Below are 18,407 nucleotides of genomic sequence, written 5' to 3'. Positions count from 1 at the left end.
GGCTGTTGAAATTCTTCCGCGCAGCCACTGCTTTTGATAAAATTCCGCCGTCATACGGACTTGAGACTATTTAAGAATGCGCGGCACTGATATCACTCAAGAAGCTCTTTTCTCTACTGTCCATCTCGAAACGTTTGTACCTCAACAGCATCCGCTTCGGCCATTACGCGAGTTGTTTAATCAAGCCATGAAACGGATCGATTGGCTGTTTGACACGGCTTATGCCGAAGGCGGTCGTGAATCAATTCCACCTGAGCGTCTTTTGCGAGCCCAGCTTTTACAGGTACTTTACAGTATTCGTAGTGAGCGCCAACTCATGGAGCAGATGACATACAACTTATTGTTTCGCTGGTTTACCGGTCTCACTATCGACGATACCGTATGGGATCACTCGACCTTCAGCAAAAATCGTGATCGCTTACTTGAGCACCAGGTCATTCCCGCACTTTTTAAAGAGGTGGTGGAACTGGCAGGCAAACAGAATCTACTCAGTGATGAGCATTTCAGTGTCGATGGCACCTTAATTCAAGCCTGGGCTTCGCAAAAAAGCTTTCGCCCAAAAGGTGAGGATGAAGACTCAAATAGCAGCGGTGGCCGCAATGCCGAGCATAATTTTCACGGTGAGAAACGTAGCAACGACACTCACGAATCAAAGACAGATCCGGAATCGAGGAACTACAAGAAATCGACTAACAGCGAAGCCAAACTGGCCTACCTTGGTCACTCGTTAATGGAAAACCGTAACGGTTTGGTGGTGGATGCCAGGGTTAGTTTGGCCGATGGTCATGGAGAGCGAGATACCGCGATTACGATGCTGGCAGGGTTGCCCGGATCGCACAGGAAAACTGTCGGTGCAGACAAGAACTACGACACAAAAGGGTTTGTCGCCAGTTGCAAGGGGCTAAAAATCACACCTCATGTGGCGCAGAACACTCAGCGGAAAGGTGGCTCGGCAATAGATGGTCGCACGACCCGTCATCCCGGTTACGAGATGAGTCAGAGAAAGCGCAAGCGAGTTGAAGAGCCATTCGGTTGGGGCAAAACCGTAGGTCTGTTTCGACAGGTCAAAGTACGTGGACTTGAGCGAGTCAACGCCATTTTCCAGATGACGATAATTGGCTGGAATTTAACCCGAATTCGTAATTTACAGGGTCAGTGTGTCTGATGAACAGAGTTGATGTGGAGAAAGTCATCAATACGAAGAAAAATCGGCAAGAACAGGTAAAAAAACACTGAAAACTTAAATTAGAGGTGATGTGATTTCGATTTATTTCTGAATTTCAACAGCCTGCTAGAAGAACTTCCGCAGCGTGAGCTGGAAGTAGTCTTCTTGGTTGAAAATTGTCAGCGGATCGTTGGCGTTGTCCGCATTGGCGAAAAACCTGGCTTGAAGCTCAACTTCCCAGTCTTCGCCAATACGTCGATCCGCTTCGACCGTGTAGAACTGGGAACCGGTTTCAACGTCTATCGCCGTTAAAAACAGGATGTCGGTATCGTTGGTGTCGTTCAGAGTAAAGCGAGTGCCGAAGGCTATATCGTTGTCACCAATGGGCTGAATTTCTCCGCTGCGATCGTCATATTGAAATTCGGCGATCAGGCCGATGTCCAGGCCGGTCTCTTTTATATCAAACAAGGTGTATTCAAAGCCGCCAACGAAAGCGTTTGACCGGCCATCGAAGCTGTCACGCGTTAATGCCTCAAGCTTCCACAGCCAGTCTTCGGCGGTATATTGGACATCGATACTGGTCTGATTCAATAGATCGTATCGGGGGACCAAAACCGTCTCGCTGCCACTGTTGTCTTGAATGAAACGCGGCTCGGGGCTGTTTCCATAGAATTGCGATACGCCGATGTCCCAGTCGCCGATACTGTTGCTCCACCGAGCGGCAAAGCTGGGTTGCCACTGCTCTGCGCCGGATTCATACTCAGCGCGGTCGGTATCCACGACGAAAGGGGTTCTGAGTCTGCCATTTTCGCCCGGGAAGGTACGTTCACGAAAGTAGGGCAGATAGAAGAGATCGAGCGTGCCCCAGTCCTGCTCCCAAGAGAGCTGAACCATTGGTTGACCAAGCTTGTCTTCCCCGTCCAGATTCTCGACGAGATCCGTTTGGTTGATTACATCGACCAGGTGTAGACTTTCGGTGACGCCCCAGAAGACGGTTCGAGCACCGACATAAAGGTCGATACCCTGATCTTCAAAGCTCTTGCGGTAGTAAAATTCCCGCAGGTCAAAGTGGGTGCGTTCGCTGTCGTCCTCGTCGTAGCGCAAGAACGGCGTGGCGACGAAACGCTGGTTGCCGTCGTCCCAATCGTGAAAGTATTCAAACTGGCCAAACACAGAGAGGCCGAAGCGATCTTGCCTGGAGTCCGATGTGTCGTTGGTAAAGTACCGGCTCTCAAGTCCGACGTGGCCTGAAATCTCCCCGGCGGTTGCGAGCGTTGCTACTGGCATTGTGAGCGCCCCAGCTAGAAGCCAGGGCGCTGCTTTTCGATGAATATTGTGGTGGGATGTCAGCATAACGCTTGTCCTTTCAGCCCGCTCAGCGAGCCTTTTTCAGTGCGTTTTGCTTGAAATCACGGTCTTTGAAGCCGTTATTGAACACATAGTCGCCGAACGACAACGTTGTGCTTTTACCGGTGAGGTGATTGACCATGTCCTGGCGGTCAGCTCGCCAGTATTTGCCCAGGTACTGCTTGTAACCTGAGACCGTCAGCGTTTTCATATGCGAGCCACGACGGTCGAAAAACTCGATTTTCCAGGGGCGGTAGTGCTCTTTATCAAAATAGACGAGCTGTCGGCTGTAACCGGACTTTGGGTTCACTGGATCGGTCTCGATAACAAAATGGTCCCGGCCGTCGAAGCTCTCGTCACGTACATACTTGTAAGTGTACTTTTCGACTTCCTGGGAAGAGAGGTCTTCGTAGGCAAACTCACTGCCCACGAATGGGCCTGACTGGTTGGACTGCGAAATGCGTTTGACGCGTTTCAGGGATGGCAGGTAGAGCCACTGGTCATCTGCACCTTGTTTGTGGGTAAACGAGAGAAAAGCCGTGCCTTTTACGTCGCCAGGCGTATCGAAGATGATCATCGATTTGTCGCCGTCGTCTGTTTGTTCAAGCGTGCGTATGCGCAGGGAACGGGTCGCCGTTTCACCCTGTGCGCTTTTCAGCGTCATGGTCATATTGGCTTTGGTGTCGCCAAAGCCGATGTCGCGGCGGTCGGCTTCAACAGCGATCTCAAGCCCACGCTCTACAGCAGTTTGTGCCGCTGCCGGCAGCGCGGTAAATCCGGCCGACAGCGCCAAGAGGGCTGCAGTAGTGCCCAAGATTGAGCGTCTAGTTAATGGTGTCGTATTCATAATATTTCCTTTCCGATGTGTAAGTGGTTTAGATTTTTTGAGCGACGGCGACGGGAGTAGAAGTCGTCTTGTCAGCACCGCGTTTTTTGCGGTCCAGGGTCATCAGCAACGTCGGCAGCAGCAACAAGTCAGCAATCACTGCGACGAAAATCGCGATGCCGGTGAGCTGAGCCATGTATTTGTTGAGCGCGAATGAAGACAAGGACAGCAGTGCGAAACCTGCAATCAAAATGACCGAAGTCACGATGATAGCGCCGCCCACATGATGGAAGGCATAACGTACTGCTTCTTCCGAGCTCTGCCCGTGTTCACGGCGGCCGCGCAGGTATTTACTGAGGAAATGGACGCAGTCATCCACAAGAATGCCCATTGCCATACCGAGCACGATTGATGCGGCAACATTCACTTCGCCAACAAACAGCCCCCAGATGCCGAAGGTGATGCCGGCAGGCAAAAGGTTCGGAATAAGGCTGATGAAACCGATACTCAGGCTTCGCAAAGCCACCATAATCATTAGTGAAATAATGAGAATGGCGATCAACGTGCCGTCGATCATGCTGTCAATATTACGTTCGCTGATGTGCGCAAACATAATCGCAGGACCGACGCCGAGCGCTTGAATCCCGGTATTACTTTCGAGCCACTGCTCCGAGCGCTCGGTGATTTCAATCATTTCGTCCGAATCCATATCCTGCAGGGTCGCGACGATGCGGGTAGAGGATTTGTCGATGTTGAGTTGGTTGTTCAGATCCAGCCCGTAAGGCAAAGACAGCTCATACAAGAGCAAGTATTGCGAGGCCTGGTCTCTCTCGTCGGGTAAGCGGTACCAGTCCTGGTCATCGCCATGCAGGTTCTTATTCAGACGCTTGAAGGTATCCGTAATAGAGTTAACGTGGATCACTTCCGGCTGTTGGCGCAACCAATCGGTGAAGCTCTCTGTCTTAGCAAGGAATGCCGGATCACTGACGCCGTTCGCCTCACCAGTTTCGAGCGAGAACTGTAGCTGGTAGATGCCGGTCAGTTTATCGAGTGTAGTGTCGGTGTGCTGTCTGAACTCCAACGATTTGTCGAAGTACGCCACCATGTCGTCGTTGACATTGTTAAGCGGAATTAGAGCAACCAGCCCAAAAGACGCCACCAGTGAAAGACCCAAAACGGGCTTACGGTGGCGAATGACAAAATCGGCGAGCCAATCAAATGATGCGGTCATGCGATCTTTGCTGGCGCGGGCTTTTACAGGCACGATGGCCAAGAAAGCTGGCAGCAAAACGAGAGAGAACAGACAAGCAGCCATCACGCCGATCGCTGTCATGTTGCCCAGATCCCGGAAGGGTGGGGCATCACTGAAATTCATTGACAGGAAGCCGACAGCGGTCGTGATGCTTGTTAAGAATATAGGCTGTACGTTGACGCGCAGGCTTTCAACGATGGCAGCACGTTTTTCCATACCCGAACGCATGGCGGCCATCATCGTCATAAGGAAATGGACCGAGTCTGCGACCGCCAGTGTGGTGATGATTGTTGGTGTCGCTGCAGAAGGCGGCGTAAGCAAAATCCCGAGCCAACCGCCCATGCCCACGCCAACCGCAACCGACATAATGAGGACGATGACGGTGCCTATCGTTGCAGTAAACGAGCGCACCAGTAGGAAAGTGGCAACGATGATGATCAGGTACATCAGCGGCACTAAGGTAGTGGTATCTTGTGCGGATGACTGGAAGAACGCGTTGTTAAGCGGGACAGAGCCGGTCATCTTTATATCGACAGGGTAGCTTTGCTGAATTTGTTGGGAGAGCTGACGGGCGGCTTCCGCTACGGTCGGCATTTCATCTATGGATTCCCCGGGAAGGTGGAACGTCACCAGGACGCCGGCCGCGCCGCCATCTGGGCTGACCAGCTGGTTAACCAGATTTGGCTCTTTCACTGCGACGCCCCGAATATATTCAATGTCGGCCGGGGTTAGGCTTGTTGCGTCCTCAACCAGGTTAGCCACGATCAGGTCGTCAGCTTCAGCGACAGTGTGCTGAAAATTGGTCATGGAATCGACGCGCAATGTGTATGGCAATAACCAGCTTTGCTCAGTGAGCTCGCTCACGGCCTCGATGACCGGTTTACTGAAAACCGTATCGCCTTCGGTTGGCAGAATGGCGAATAAGACGGTGTCGGATTTTGTGTAGGTGCGCTGCACCTTCTCGAACTCTGTCAGCTGCGGGTTCTCGTCGCTGAAAAACGCGCGGTAATCCTGATCAAACCCCAGGAAGCGGACGCCGCTAGCGGCAGTAATACCGAGCAATAGTGTCAGGATAAGAATGGGCCAGCGCCACTGGACAACAAAGCGGCCAAAGCGTGCGCCGAACTGGTTCTCCTTTTCTTGTGTAGTCATTTGTTAGTCTCCAAATAATTCAGGACATTAATGTCCGCGTGTTCTTGTTTTTCGGGCTGCCGTATTGCAGTTGGGGAACGGTTGTTTCCCAATCGGGCAAATTTTTTTAGGGCGATAGCAATGCCAATAGTTTGCTCGTCGTCTCGCTGATGGCAGCCGGATCGACGGCCTGCCAGGCTGAAGCGGATATGCCGGTATGGAAGATCAGCAACATCAGTGTCGCCGTTTGTGGATCGACATCTGTTCGCACTTCTCCATCGGCCTGACCGCGCCGGATACGATCGGTCATATGCCGCAGCAGGTAACTTTGGTGGAAGTGCAGAAGCTTGCCGACGTCTTCGTCTTCACAGGCAAGCTCGATGCCGCTGTTCATTGCAAAACAGCCTCGCGACCCACTCGCCGCGTCGGCGGCTTGGGCTGCCTCAAAAGAATTTAACAAAGCGGCTATAGTGTCGCCGTCGCTGTCGAGTATTTTCTTAAACTGTTTCTTAGTGCCAGAGAGGTAGCGATTTAACGACAGCAGGAACAGCTGCCGTTTATCGCCGAACGCTTTGTATATGCTACCTCGTGCAATGCCCGTAGCATTCTCAAGGTCGGTAATCGACGTAGCCTCATAACCGCGTAGCCAGAATGCGTTCATGCTGGCTTCCAATACGTCATCTTCAGAAAATTCTCTTGCCCTGGCCATATTTGCGGCTCCTATGCAAAGAGGATCTGGTAGATGGCGTAGCCAAACGTTATGACCGGCGGTAACAAGGTCATGGACATGCCGAACGATCGGTGGAACGGGTGAATACGGTAGCCGACGGTGAACAACAGCCGTCCCAAGACCCAGACAATCGCCAACAGACGGGTAGCATTGATGGTTTCGGGTGTGAGCACCGAGGCGAGCGCCAGTTGCGCTAGTACGATAATGACGGCCTGCTCTAACGTGTTGAGCGTTATTCGTTGAGCCAAATCGAGGGCACTACCCGGTGATGGGCGATGTGCTTCCTGCCAACGTTCCTCGTTAGGCACTTGCCTGACATTTGAGACCCAGAAAACCGAGATCCACAATACCAGGCCGATAAAAGCGAAGTTCTGAAAGACGTATGCAAACTTGTCTGCTGTCGTCGTAACGCTTTGGTCGGCGAACCAATTACCGGTCATTCCGAGATACAGAAAACCGCCAATAAGGATCAGATTGATAAGCGCATAGAGTTGGAAACGCGACAGCACCGTCTTGGCGCCGGCTTCGGTAGACACATCAGCTTCGAGTAGTTTGCTCACTTTTTCACCTGTTGAGTTTTAGTTGTTTAACGACCGGTTCCTTTTCGGACACACCGCCGCGAATCAAATTTGTTAGGTGAAATATACGGAGAAAAAGCCGGATGATAACTTAGCGAGCACGTATATCATTCATACACTCAGCGTATTAGTATCATGTAATGCTAGTAATGGTGCGGGATAGCGCTGTGGCATAGAGCTTAAATTTTTGTTGTTTTTACTAGCATTTTTATTGGTTTTAGCGAGATAATTCACGCAGAGGGCATTATTTTTGCCATATACTCACGTTGAAGATGTTGAATTTATTAGACGCCATTCCCATCTATTGATACATTATGCGCATGCAATCAGGAATACTCGAACTCGTTAATATCTTTGTCCGAACTGTTGAGGTTGGGAGCTTTACCGCTGTGGCGGAAGAGATGAAATCAACGCAACCAACCGTCAGCCGACAGATCGGAGCGCTTGAAGCACATGTAGGTGCGCGGCTCCTAAACCGGACAACCCGGTCGTTGGAACTGACGGAGGAGGGGCGTGTTTTCTATCACCACGCTATCGGCTTGGTGGCCGCTGCTGCGCAAGCAACGGCTTCTGTTGCCGCAGCCCAGGGAAAAGCGTTTGGCACTATCCGGGTCTCAGGAACCACAGCCTTTACCCGCATTCAGGTGATCCCACGGATGAAGCGATTCCTAGCAAAATGGCCGGAAGTGAATGTCAATTTCGAGCTTAGCGACCTGGTTACAGACATCGTGGAAGAAAACATCGATGTCGCCATCCGACTCGGCCACGTCGTAGATGAAAACCTGATTGTTGTGCGCGTGGGTAATATGCGACGCATGGCTGTCGCCACCCCGGACTATGTTGAAAAGCACGGTTTTCCGCAACACCCGGAAGATTTGAAGTCTCATAACTGCATTATTTTCAATGGGCTGTCGTCACCGAATGTGTGGCAGTTCGCAGATAATGAGTCGGGGGAAACTATTCGCGTCAAAGTATCGGGGCGCATTAGCTCCAACTCTGCTGATGTTGTCGGGATGACAGCGTTTGAGGGTAACGGAATCGCGATATTGCCAAGCTGGTCTATACCGGAATTGCTCGATGAAGGTAAGGTCGTACGCTTGTTAGAGCGATATGAGGCTGCACCGATGCCGATTAGTCTTGTGTATCCCGCACGGCGTCCGCTGCCGGCAAGAACGCAGGCTTTTATAAGCTTCATCACCGACGAATTTAGCAAGGAACCATTGTTATCCTCCAGCCATGCCGCGCTTTTGGAGGCCGACGTTAAGCAGTTAGCCAACAGGACGTGATTTATGGAGAAGAAACTACTACTGCTCGGAATGCTGGAAAGTGAAGGGGGGTTTTGTCCTTACCTGATGAGCAATGAGTTGGAGGGTACGTCACGGATCGGGCTAGGTATTACAAAAGCCAATGCCCATAGGTTGATGAGTGAAATGTCCAAACTGGGCTGGGTACAGGCGAAAAAAGAGCCCGGAGGCACGACATTCCATATTACCGAGGAGGGCTCGAAGGCGTTCCACAATCTGCAAAGAAAACGGCTCGCCTCTTACGTACCCCCTGAAGTCCCAAGTGCAATTGCTCTTAACTATTTACATTTAATGGACGAAAGCGACGTTAAGTCCGGCCTCCTGGCGCGACATGAAGAACTACGCGCCCGACTGGAAGTCATAGGAGCCGTACCTGTGGAATTGCGCAATCAGAAAAAAGGTGTGGAGTTACTTTATCGGCAACACCAGACTGAGTTGGTGTTCATAGAAGAACTGTTGTCGCACGCCGGTTAGAAGACAGACCAACAAAACTTTAAATCCCAATCCGTTCTACCTCATCAAGCGATACTTCATCGGATCGGCGGTCATAGATTTTTGTGGTCTTTGGGTCCGCATGATTGGCCATTTGCTGGGCGTGCTCAAGCCGTGCTTCTGGGTTCTCAAGATACGCCGTCAGCCCTGTACCTCTGAATGTATGATTGCAGATGGCGGTATCGATACCGGCTTGCGCGGCGCGACGCTTGACCATGTACCAGGCCTCTGTACGGTTTAATCGATTATCGGTCAGCTGACGACGACGATCCATTGTACGGAAAAGTGGGCCAGGTTTTTCTTTACTGATACCAGCGGCTTCCATGTATTCCAGGAGGTAATGTTCAAGTGTGTGATGGCAGGGCATTTCATGCTCCTTGCCGCCTTTTTCATGCAACCGTACCCATTGGCGACGCTTCTTGATAAATACATCTTTCACGTCCATTTTTACGGCAGCACTGAGGGGTTCTAGGGATTTTCCCCTCTAAAGTAACATAAATCGCCACAACCCTCGCAGTTAATGGCTTGTGGAGCTGGGTTACCTTTCATTTTAGACTTCATTTTCAACAATAGGCCTAGTTATTTCCTGTAAATCAGGTAGTTTGCGGTTACTAGCGAACTGATAAGTGCCGCTCAGATTAATGTTCTGCCATGCAACGGGTGATACTTGTCGAGTTATTGCTGCTTTTTCCTCGTCACCAACTTCTTCAAAGTGCAGTAATAGATGACTTAGGATCATCGAGTTAAAGTAGATAATAGCATTTGCCGTCAAACGGGCACACTCGTTCCAGACGACTATTTCTGATTCGTTTTTTCCACGGAACTGGTCACGATTGACCGATGCAATAGCTCGCCTGAGGAAATGCCAGGCTTCGCCTCGGTTCAGTGCTCGTTGAACATATTGGCGCAGACTTGCATCATCAATATAATCAAGTAAATATTGGGCTTTGATGAGCCTATTATATTCCGTTAATGCTTGTAATATAGGGTGTCTAGATGGATAACCAGATAATTTGCGTACTAGCAATGCCTGTGTTGTGCGTTTTTCTTGAAGGGATAACACAATACGCTGAATATCCTGCCAGCCTTCTTCAATCACATTCATTTTTATCGGCTTTTTCAGCGCCAGATGCGTGTTTCCGTCGTCGCTTTCAGTTACGTTAAATAGGTCATTGATCACACTGGTGAACTGAGCATACCTAGGCGCAAAACTATAACCGCATAAATCCAATAAGGCATAATTAACATGATTAACACCATGGGTGTCGGTTGAGAGGACATCTGGCTTAAGATCACTAGTATTAGATTGTAGTAAGTCGTAAATATAATGGGACTCATGCTCATTAGATCCTATGATACGGGCATTTAACGCACTATGATTGGCAACTAACGTCATGGCCGTAATACCTTTGTTGGTGCCGAAGTATTTCGAGGAGTAGCGAGTTTTAAAAGTCTCAAGGTGAGTTTCAAATTTTTGCCCATCGGTACTGGCGTGCAGGACGTCTTCTTGGATGTGATAGTGGCGGAAAATAGGGAGTGCCGCTACTGCGTTATTGATGATATCACTAGCCTCTTGCAAGGTTTCAGGCCTAATATAATTAGCTTGTATAGTGCTTAGATGCTCATAACTGCGATCAGATATTTGTGCCATCCCATATACGCCGCGATGTGTCGCATTCGCAATTAGAATAGCCAATAAATCATCCTGATTGGCGCCTACTTGTTTTTGTATTGGCAGCACGTGTGCGAAGCATTGCATAAAGTTGGTTTCTTGTTCAACATAACGCAACACATCAGCAATACTGACGGGGATCATTTGTTTAAAGAAAGGGTTGTTGACAAGTGATTGGGAGCCTTTAACTGGCAGTCGCCATCGTGTGCCACTTCGGCTCTTCATGATCACATTGCGGTTATCACCATTATCAATGTGACGAGCAACATCTTCTAGGGATGTTGTTAAGCGTATTTGTTTTACTTGCAGTAGCTTCTGAATCGGCTGCTTTAGCTTTTCCAATGTTGATGATGCCAATAGATCAGGCTGTATTGACGATGCAATTAAGTCGTCTTCTAGCGCACGATATTTAGTGACGTTTGATAAGTAAATTCGACCATTAAGCCGAGAAGCCAGTTGACGGTAAAGCAACCATTCGTATCGCTGTGGATGAACAACATCCTTGTTAATTAACCATGGACGATGTTTTTGTTGGATAAGTGTACTATCCATTGTTTGCAATGTATTACCTGCTAATAGTTCTGTTTTTGTGGTTTTGAGCTGGGTCACTAATGCTTCTGAGCCTTTACCTGCTTGGCATTCAAGACATAGAAACACGGGCCTTAATAACTGCTCAATTAACCCGTTTTGATCATCATAATATTGCCATTGATATTCTTCTACCGTGCGTTTTTGCTTTTTTAAGTACAGGCATAGCGTTTCTATATCTTGGTTATTCATTACACTTAATGCTTGTTGCCTAACCGTTGCAAATGGTTGATTATCGTCGATACTGTCATCAACAAACAGATGCAGTAATTCTGCGGCTTTGGTGACATTGTCTGCAGCTGACCTCCATGAGTCAAACACTGCCTGTTGGGCAAACGCATGCGCAGCTTCTTGTTGTTTACGGATATGATGAATAAACCCATCAGCCAATCGCTCTAGGCTTTGCCGTATGCGTTGAGTCAGAAAACACAGCAACCATAGGTGTTGCTGTGGACGCTTAAAGCGTTTTAGTTTACTGCCATAATAATCCACCATTTCACCGAAGTGTTGTTGGTTTTTAGACGATAAGGCTAAGCCCTTAACAGCATTATCAATCTGTCTTGTATAAGGCTGTAACTGATGATACACCGTCAGTTCTTTTTTTAGCTCTGTCACCATAACGCTTTTTGCACCGGCTCGAAGCTGGCTTAAGGAGAGCCCATCTTTGTCATCGATAATAGTATTTAGAAATCCGTGTAGTTCAGATGAAACATGAATACGAAGCTTATTATTTAACGCCTTCTTGACCTGTTGGATAACACGACTGATAAGCTTTTGTAAGACAGTATATTTAGGGATGGCAATTCTATGCGTTGCTAGATATTCAGCGGCTGCATCGAATAGATAACGAGGCTCAAGCCAAGCTTTGCCGACCATAACAAGATGTTCGTACAGCGGCGCAAAGTGCAGACTTTCGTCCCATTTCTGATAGTTTAATAACCTCAGTATTCTTTGATATATACGGTCACGCTGCATCTTATTAATGCTGAAAGGCCTGATCCCTTTGCCTCCTTGAACTTGCGTTGAAATAAACTGCATATCGTCAAAGATGAGGTTAAAGCTAGGTGAAAGAATCACAGGCTTAGACTTAAAATACCCTAATAACGCAATGAAATAGCATCGGTGGTTCCTTAGGCGAATACTTTTCAACTCTGTTAACTCGATCTCGTTTGGCGTAAAATACAATCGTTGTTGTTCAAGTGATAATAGCGGCGGAGAATATAGATCAAGCTGCTCAGCTTTGGTAAGAATTGATAGTTCGTTTTTTATAGCCATAGGAATTAAATTAAGTTTAAGGGGTTGTTAACCTCATAATTTGCCATACTTTGGAGAAGTAACCCACCTTTGTATGCCTTTAAATATGGTGAGTATGGCGATTTATGTTACTTTAGAGGGGAAAATCCCTAGAACCCCACCTTGCCGGGCACGGCGGATTAGGACATACACCTGCCGCCTGGACAGGCCAAGCGCGTGAGCAGCGGCATCGGCGGCTTCATGCCCGACCACATCAAGCGCTGCCAGCGGCCCGATGATTTCCGCCCGTTGCCGGGCCTGCGCCCAAGCCGCATCGGGCAGGGTGGCCACGCCTTGCTCGGCAATCAATGATGTGTCTGACGCCATGCTCACACCTCGCTTTGGTGCACACGAGTATTGAGCATAGTCGAGATTGGTGCAGATGACTTCTGATATTGCGTGGTCAGGAGCCGACTGCACACCTGGCGTTACGCCCCGTCAATTGGTGCAGTCGTCTTCTGAAAATGACATCTTTCAAGGCCTGCGCTAATCAGTTAATAAAACGAGGGTTTTATTTACCTTTAAAGTATTAAAGTAAATGTATAGTTTATATTTCTTGTGGTATCATGCGTGAAATTGGCATTGAGCACATGCAGGAGGTACTGCAATGCAGGCCGTAAATGATGAAGCCATCCAGGTAGAAAATCTGAAAATCCGGGCAACCCTGGCTCGCGCCGTGCGCGACACCCTGGTTCAAAACCATTTGACCCAAATTGAAGCCGCTGAGCGGCTTGGCATTTCCCAGCCACGGGTGAGTGCCTTGTTTAATGGTAAGGCCAGAGAATTTCGCGTGGACGCGCTGGTCAACATGGCGCTCAAGCTGGGCCTGAATGTTTCCCTGGAGGTAGATGCACTTCCGAAACGGGATGTTCTAACACCTGGTGGCATTCTGGATCGCATGTGTGAATCTGCCATTCAACATGACACTGTGGCGTTTATGGATGATGTGCAGCTCTTCTGGCGGAAGGAGTGGGATTTAGCCCAGGTGCCGGATCCCCACGAAAAGGATGCCCTGAAATATGCGTTGAAGGCCTGCTTTTTGGAACGCATGGCCGAGGTTTGGTCGGAGCCACCGAAATCTCATCCTGCGCAAGCGCCTGATTGGTGTCAGCGGATTCCGGCAGTACAAAAAGAATTTTCTGTTATTCCGGAAGAATATCGGGATTTTTACGAGGGTGACTTGGTATCGCCCATTTTCAGCAAGCGCAATATTTTTGCACCGCGCGACTTCATGTTCTTTGTATAAGGATTTTACATGTACCAGTATTCCAGTACCGGCAAACAAATCAGCATTCAGACTTTAACCAAAGCGCTTAAACGTTTAGGTGACTTGCTCCAGAAAGAAAATAAGCGGTTGGAACTGACTTGTTGTGGGGGCATCATCAGTCTGATGTATTTTCACTCACGGGCCATGACTCAGGATGTCGATGCAATTTTCCCGGCGAACCCGGCCAACAAGCAGTTGTTGATTAAATTGATCAAGCAAGTTGGTGATGAAATGGGCTTGGCCGCAGATGAAAAATCCCTGTGGTTCAATGACAGCGTGAGTTTTTTCGGCCTGGAAACTACCTCCAATGTTATTATTTTTCAGCATCCCTTCCTGATCTTAAAAGCTGCGAGCTGGGAAGAGCTCCTGGCCCACAAGGTTCATGCCTCACGTCATGACAAGGATATTCAGGATGCGGTACGCCTGTTAAAGGAGATCAAGGGTAAGGAGAAAGAGCAGATTTACGAGGCCGTGAAAAAGTACGCACCTTTTACACCTCACGTCCCGGAACCCTTGTTGAGAAAGCGTTTTGAAGGGGTTTGGAATATCGCCTTCAAGAATTAGTCTAGGATTTTCTTCATGACTGCCAAAGAGAAGTTCCTGACCCAACGGCAGCGTTACCAGCCAGTGACATTGCCGCAGGACTTCTCCGATGAGGAAATGGCCAGGGACTGGACGCTGTCGGAAGCCGACAAGAAAGAAGTTAATCGCTACCGCACCAACTCTCGCTTATTCATCGCCATTCAGCTTTGTGCCGTGCGCTTGTATGGCCGTTTCTTGGTGGAGGTCAACGACCTATCGCCACGCATTGTGAGTTACCTGAACAGCCAACTCGAATTGCCGCCATCGTTGACCATCAACACCCCGGAGCGGGATGCCACCTTTTCCGAGCAACGCAAAAACATCCTGACTTATCTGGGCTTTTCCAAATACGACGACACCGCCCAAGCTAGCCTTGAAAAGTGGCTCTCCAAACAGGCGGAGCAAGGCTTCTTACCGGATGAGCTGTTTCTACGCGCAGAGCAATATCTGCTGGCCGCCAAGGTGATCCTGCCGGGGCCAAGTGTTATGGAACGCTTGATTATCAGCGTTTGCTCCGAGGTGCATGAGCGATTGTTTGAGTCGCTTTACCGGCAACTATCAGTGGAAATCCGACAGGCCATCGATGAGCTATTGATCGCTGTGCCAGGTGATCAGCGATCGCTGTTCTACCTTCTGAAAGAATATCCGCCCTCGGCCACCATATCGTCGATTCAAAGCTACCTGGAGCGTTACTGGTCTCTCGATGGTACTGGCATCGATGCCATTGAATCCCGAATCGTGGATCCGGCCTTTATGGATTACCTCTACAAACTGGCACGTCGCTATAACGCCAAGGACATCAAACGGTTCAAGGATAACAAGCGCTATTCACTGATGCTGTGTTTCTTGCTGGAAACGCGCAAGGTACTGCTGGATCATTTGGTGAAGATGCACGACCAGTACATCCTGGACATGCTGCGCAAAGGCAAGCAGGTTCACGAGAAAAAGCACCGCGAATTTCGCAAGCGCCAGAAGAAAGCCATTGATACGGTGCTGGATGCAACCCACCTGATTCTGGATTGGCCGGATGACAGGCCGTTGAACAAGGTGGATCTGTGGCAACGCATTGATGAAAAGAAACTGCTGGAGTCCGTGGATGATTTACATATCTTCAAGCGCCTGGAAGAGCGCGGCTATGGTGATTTGCTGCTGGCTCGCTATCCCAGTTTACGCAAGTATTTCCCGGAATTCCTACTTCTGCCGTTCCAAGCCAAACCCGGTACCGAACCCCTTCTGAACTCCATACAACTGATTCGCCAACTTGATTCCGGTGAATTGAAAAACCTGCCTGATGACGTGCCCACGTATTTCATTCCCAAGGAGCTGCGGCGCTGCTTGAAAGGCAAAAACGGCAAGATCCAGCGCAACGCCTGGGAACTGGGCGTGGCTATGGCCATGAAGGAGGCCTTGCGCTCCGGGGATCTGTTTGTACCCAAAAGCAAACAGCACGTGTCTTTCTGGGATCTGATGCTGAATCAGCACCGCTGGGAGGACACCCGCGAAGCCGCTTATGAAGACCTACAGCAACCGTTCAAAGACCAGGTGAAAGCGCAATTGATTCTGCAATTCCACCAAAGTGTGGGGGAAGCGGACAAGCGTTTCGGCCTGGACACCTTTGCCGACATCAAGGATGGCAACCTTAAACTGAAGCGCGATGACAAGGCAGAAATCCCTGAGGCGGTGAAGAAACTCCAGAAGGTCATCGATGCCAGTATGCCCACGATTCGCATTGAAGAATTGCTGATGGAGGTGGACAGGGAAACCAATTTCACCCGGCACTTTATCCCGGTGCAGCAACATCACTCCAGGCCCAAGAATTTCTATAAAACGCTGATTTCGGCCCTGATTTCCCAGGCCACCAATCTCGGTGTCGTGGCCATGAGTGCAAGCGTTGATGATGTCTCAGTGGATATGCTGCGCCACGTCTTGCAGTTCTACGTGCGCGAGGAAACCATTACGGCGGCCAGCGCCGAAATTGTGAACCAGCATCACCAATTGCCGTTTAGTGAGGTGCACGGATCCGGCCAGGTGTCATCATCGGATGCGCAGCGCTTCCGGATCCGGGCTGATAGCCTGTTGGCGGCGTACTATCCCCGATACTACGGCTACTATGAGAAAGCGATCGGCATCTACACCCATGTGTCCGATCAATACTCGGTATACAGCACCAAGGCCATTTCCTGTAATCCCAGGGAAGCCCTGTATGTCCTCGATGGAATACTGGAAAACAATACCATTCTGAAGATCAGGGAGCACACCACCGATACCCACGGCTACACCGAAATTATCTTCGCCTTGTGCTATTTGCTGGGGTACTACTTCATGCCCCGGATCCGCGACCTCAAGGATCAACAGCTCTACCGGGTGGAGCGTAACGTCAATTACGGCATATTCACGCCTTTACTGAACAAGACGGCGGATCTGGATATTGTTGAGGAGCAATGGGATGAAATGATTCATGTTGCCACGTCGCTAAAGGAACGCACGGCACCGGCACATGTGATCGTGGAGCGGCTGACCAACAGCTTTCCCTCTGACCGTCTGGCGAAAGCCTTCACCAACCTGGGCAGGATCATCAAAACTGAATACATCCTGCGCTACATTACGGACAAGGATTTGCGCCGCACGGTTCAGCTCCAGCTCAACAAAGGGGAATACCGGCACAATCTGCCGCGCTGGATCTTCTTTGCCAACCAAGGTGAATTCACTACCGGTGATTACCTGGAGATCATGAATAAGGCAAGTGCTTTAAGCCTGGTATCCAACGCCATTCTGTACTGGAACACCTCCAGGATCAGCAACATCGTCGATGAACTCAGAAATCAGGGTGAGACAGTGGATGACAACCTGCTGGCTCATATTTCCCTACTGCCGTACAAGCATGTATTGCCTAACGGTACCTACTTTATCAAACATGAGGAAACGAAATAGATGGGCGAAGTCCACAACTACCTTCCACGCCTTACGGTCAATCAATTGTTGATCCGTGATCTTATGGCCGCGCAAGCGCCTTGTTTCGCATTGGGTTATGTGGAGGACCGGAAAGAAAAGTGCGGTTTTATTGCGGTAAGGCCAGAGAAACCAATTCCGAACCAGGTAACAATGCAAGGTATGAACTTCGGCCATTCAGTGCTTGGAACAAGCCAGTACAAGGTGCTTCACTTTGGGTTTGAATTCTATGGCCATGCCACATATCACGGCTTGGTGCCAGCCGGTAATCCAATCATCCAGGCGGTGATTGAAACCATGCTGGATACCCAGGATTACTTTTTCTTCGCCATCAATCCGGATCAAACCGTTACAGCCTTTCGCTCCCAATTTGAGGCCCATGACCTAGCGGGACTACGCACCAACCAGGAACAATTTGGTGAGGACAGTTGTTCTTTAGAACAGTATGAAAGCGCAGTGAAGACCTTTACCAAGAACCCGGATCCACCGGGGACTGTGATGAATTGGGTATGCCGCAATAACTGGGATTATCTGGATTTAATGAAGTATCCGCTCGATCTCAACCCACGGCCGTAAATGGGCAGGGGGAAGATTGCGCAGGAATTTACGGTTTGAGGAGGATCCGCGAGGGTGAAACCGTAAGTTTCTGTTCAAATGCCCCCGCTAGTCCAAGTCGTAGAAAAACAACCGGTGGTGATTCCAAAGGAAATCGTCAGCATTCGGGGCTAATAAGAGTCTGTGCCCCGGCAATGACGTCTGTGAGGTCAATATGAAGCAATGGCATGGTAGCGGGTGTCGATTCCTTGTCGACGGATCACCAATTGGACGTATTGCCTGGGGTCCGGATAACACCGATCACCTGCAACTGGTCTTAGACGAAGAAACCCATGAACTTGCACCGCCTGTGACCGCTCAGTCCTCCCCGGTACCGCCTGGAGTGCGGATTTCGTTCCCGGATATCGACATCAGTTTCGTCTCCGATGACCAGGGTGGCCAGGCGATTCTCAAAACCGTGGAGCAATACAACGCCTTTGCAGCAGGAAGTGGCGTCCGAGAAAGTGCCGTCGCTCCTCCCAAACCCTCTCCAATGCCGTCCACTGAAAAGCAGAAACAAGCCGCACAGAAATCCCAGAAAGGCGTTGCTGGCGATAGTGAAAACCAGCTCGGGTTCGAAGGTCTTTAACGTGATCTAAGCGTCTTTAGCCTCCCTTGCAACTTGTCCAGAAATGAA

Annotated in this window: 15 protein-coding genes and 1 pseudogene; 8 read left to right on the top strand and 8 right to left on the bottom strand. The window is 49.6% G+C overall.

What is annotated here, in order from left to right; all coding sequences use genetic code 11:
• The first annotated feature begins 76 nt into the window (after nt 1-76).
• Complete coding sequence (locus AC5JQH_RS21600; RefSeq protein WP_493806007.1) at nt 77-1,165, top strand: IS5 family transposase; 1,089 nt, start codon at nt 77-79, stop codon at nt 1,163-1,165.
• 126 nt (nt 1,166-1,291) lie between these two features.
• On the opposite strand, the gene AC5JQH_RS21595 is transcribed toward AC5JQH_RS21600, so the two are convergent.
• The 5 genes from AC5JQH_RS21595 to AC5JQH_RS21575 all read right to left on the bottom strand — a co-directional run bounded on the left by AC5JQH_RS21595 (nt 1,292) and on the right by AC5JQH_RS21575 (nt 7,011).
• A complete protein-coding gene (locus AC5JQH_RS21595) occupies nt 1,292-2,518 on the bottom strand; it encodes a hypothetical protein (protein WP_493806006.1) in 1,227 nt (408 codons plus the stop codon).
• 22 nt (nt 2,519-2,540) lie between these two features.
• On the bottom strand, nt 2,541-3,326 hold the full coding sequence (locus AC5JQH_RS21590; RefSeq protein WP_493806005.1) for an outer membrane lipoprotein-sorting protein: 786 nt from the start codon (nt 3,324-3,326) through the stop codon (nt 2,541-2,543).
• Nucleotides 3,327-3,387: 61 nt separating this feature from the next.
• Nucleotides 3,388-5,742, bottom strand: coding sequence for an efflux RND transporter permease subunit (locus AC5JQH_RS21585; protein WP_493806004.1), 2,355 nt, complete (start codon nt 5,740-5,742; stop codon nt 3,388-3,390).
• A 106-nt stretch (nt 5,743-5,848) separates the two neighbouring features.
• Nucleotides 5,849-6,430 (bottom strand): TetR/AcrR family transcriptional regulator, encoded by a 582-nt coding sequence (locus AC5JQH_RS21580; RefSeq protein WP_493806003.1) that lies wholly within the window; start codon nt 6,428-6,430, stop codon nt 5,849-5,851.
• An 11-nt stretch (nt 6,431-6,441) separates the two neighbouring features.
• Entirely contained in the window at nt 6,442-7,011 is a 570-nt protein-coding gene (locus AC5JQH_RS21575; protein ID WP_493806002.1) for an MAPEG family protein, read from the bottom strand.
• A 332-nt stretch (nt 7,012-7,343) separates the two neighbouring features.
• On the opposite strand from AC5JQH_RS21575, the gene AC5JQH_RS21570 reads away from it, so the two are divergent.
• Both AC5JQH_RS21570 and AC5JQH_RS21565 read left to right on the top strand, forming a co-directional pair.
• Nucleotides 7,344-8,315 carry a LysR family transcriptional regulator gene (locus AC5JQH_RS21570; RefSeq protein ID WP_493806001.1) on the top strand — a complete coding sequence of 324 codons (972 nt, stop codon included), beginning with the start codon at nt 7,344-7,346 and terminating at the stop codon, nt 8,313-8,315.
• A 3-nt stretch (nt 8,316-8,318) separates the two neighbouring features.
• Nucleotides 8,319-8,807: a hypothetical protein gene (locus AC5JQH_RS21565; RefSeq protein ID WP_493806000.1), complete on the top strand. Its 489-nt coding sequence runs from the start codon at nt 8,319-8,321 to the stop codon at nt 8,805-8,807.
• Nucleotides 8,808-8,826: 19 nt separating this feature from the next.
• On the opposite strand, the pseudogene AC5JQH_RS21560 reads toward AC5JQH_RS21565, so the two are convergent.
• The 3 genes and pseudogenes from AC5JQH_RS21560 to AC5JQH_RS21550 form a co-directional block, all read right to left on the bottom strand.
• Nucleotides 8,827-9,273: pseudogene (locus AC5JQH_RS21560) on the bottom strand (tyrosine-type recombinase/integrase); the annotation flags it as partial.
• Nucleotides 9,274-9,375: 102 nt separating this feature from the next.
• Nucleotides 9,376-12,360, bottom strand: coding sequence for a Tn3-like element ISKox2 family transposase (locus tag AC5JQH_RS21555; protein WP_008126957.1), 2,985 nt, complete (start codon nt 12,358-12,360; stop codon nt 9,376-9,378).
• A 102-nt stretch (nt 12,361-12,462) separates the two neighbouring features.
• Nucleotides 12,463-12,705, bottom strand: a complete 243-nt coding sequence (locus tag AC5JQH_RS21550; RefSeq protein ID WP_445773607.1) for a helix-turn-helix domain-containing protein — start codon at nt 12,703-12,705, stop codon at nt 12,463-12,465.
• Nucleotides 12,706-12,985: 280 nt separating this feature from the next.
• Between AC5JQH_RS21550 and AC5JQH_RS21545 the strand changes: the two genes are divergently transcribed.
• The 5 genes from AC5JQH_RS21545 to AC5JQH_RS21525 all read left to right on the top strand — a co-directional run bounded on the left by AC5JQH_RS21545 (nt 12,986) and on the right by AC5JQH_RS21525 (nt 18,359).
• A complete protein-coding gene (locus tag AC5JQH_RS21545) occupies nt 12,986-13,624 on the top strand; it encodes a helix-turn-helix domain-containing protein (protein ID WP_405417546.1) in 639 nt (212 codons plus the stop codon).
• Nucleotides 13,625-13,633: 9 nt separating this feature from the next.
• Entirely contained in the window at nt 13,634-14,209 is a 576-nt protein-coding gene (locus AC5JQH_RS21540; protein ID WP_405417544.1) for a hypothetical protein, read from the top strand.
• Between the two features lie 15 nt (nt 14,210-14,224).
• Nucleotides 14,225-17,158, top strand: a complete 2,934-nt coding sequence (locus AC5JQH_RS21535; protein WP_405417541.1) for a Tn3 family transposase — start codon at nt 14,225-14,227, stop codon at nt 17,156-17,158.
• Nucleotides 17,159-17,752: a hypothetical protein gene (locus tag AC5JQH_RS21530; protein ID WP_405417538.1), complete on the top strand. Its 594-nt coding sequence runs from the start codon at nt 17,159-17,161 to the stop codon at nt 17,750-17,752. It abuts the gene before it with no gap.
• Nucleotides 17,753-17,945: 193 nt separating this feature from the next.
• Nucleotides 17,946-18,359, top strand: coding sequence for a hypothetical protein (locus tag AC5JQH_RS21525; protein WP_493805999.1), 414 nt, complete (start codon nt 17,946-17,948; stop codon nt 18,357-18,359).
• Nucleotides 18,360-18,407: the final 48 nt, after the last annotated feature.

Source organism: Marinobacter sp. H13 (genome assembly GCF_059072335.1).
The sequence above is the reverse complement of the archived record's forward strand: the minus strand, read 5'-3'. Positions and strand labels throughout refer to the sequence as shown.

Coding starts and splice junctions, on each gene's coding strand:
- AC5JQH_RS21600 (WP_493806007.1), top strand. CDS start 77: ATGCGCGGCACTGATATCACTCAAGAAGCTCTTTTCTCTACTGTCCAT.
- AC5JQH_RS21595 (WP_493806006.1), bottom strand. CDS start 2,518: ATGCTGACATCCCACCACAATATTCATCGAAAAGCAGCGCCCTGGCTT.
- AC5JQH_RS21585 (WP_493806004.1), bottom strand. CDS start 5,742: ATGACTACACAAGAAAAGGAGAACCAGTTCGGCGCACGCTTTGGCCGC.
- AC5JQH_RS21580 (WP_493806003.1), bottom strand. CDS start 6,430: ATGGCCAGGGCAAGAGAATTTTCTGAAGATGACGTATTGGAAGCCAGC.
- AC5JQH_RS21570 (WP_493806001.1), top strand. CDS start 7,344: ATGCGCATGCAATCAGGAATACTCGAACTCGTTAATATCTTTGTCCGA.
- AC5JQH_RS21565 (WP_493806000.1), top strand. CDS start 8,319: ATGGAGAAGAAACTACTACTGCTCGGAATGCTGGAAAGTGAAGGGGGG.
- AC5JQH_RS21555 (WP_008126957.1), bottom strand. CDS start 12,360: ATGGCTATAAAAAACGAACTATCAATTCTTACCAAAGCTGAGCAGCTT.
- AC5JQH_RS21550 (WP_445773607.1), bottom strand. CDS start 12,705: ATGGCGTCAGACACATCATTGATTGCCGAGCAAGGCGTGGCCACCCTG.
- AC5JQH_RS21545 (WP_405417546.1), top strand. CDS start 12,986: ATGCAGGCCGTAAATGATGAAGCCATCCAGGTAGAAAATCTGAAAATC.
- AC5JQH_RS21540 (WP_405417544.1), top strand. CDS start 13,634: ATGTACCAGTATTCCAGTACCGGCAAACAAATCAGCATTCAGACTTTA.
- AC5JQH_RS21535 (WP_405417541.1), top strand. CDS start 14,225: ATGACTGCCAAAGAGAAGTTCCTGACCCAACGGCAGCGTTACCAGCCA.
- AC5JQH_RS21530 (WP_405417538.1), top strand. CDS start 17,159: ATGGGCGAAGTCCACAACTACCTTCCACGCCTTACGGTCAATCAATTG.
- AC5JQH_RS21525 (WP_493805999.1), top strand. CDS start 17,946: ATGAAGCAATGGCATGGTAGCGGGTGTCGATTCCTTGTCGACGGATCA.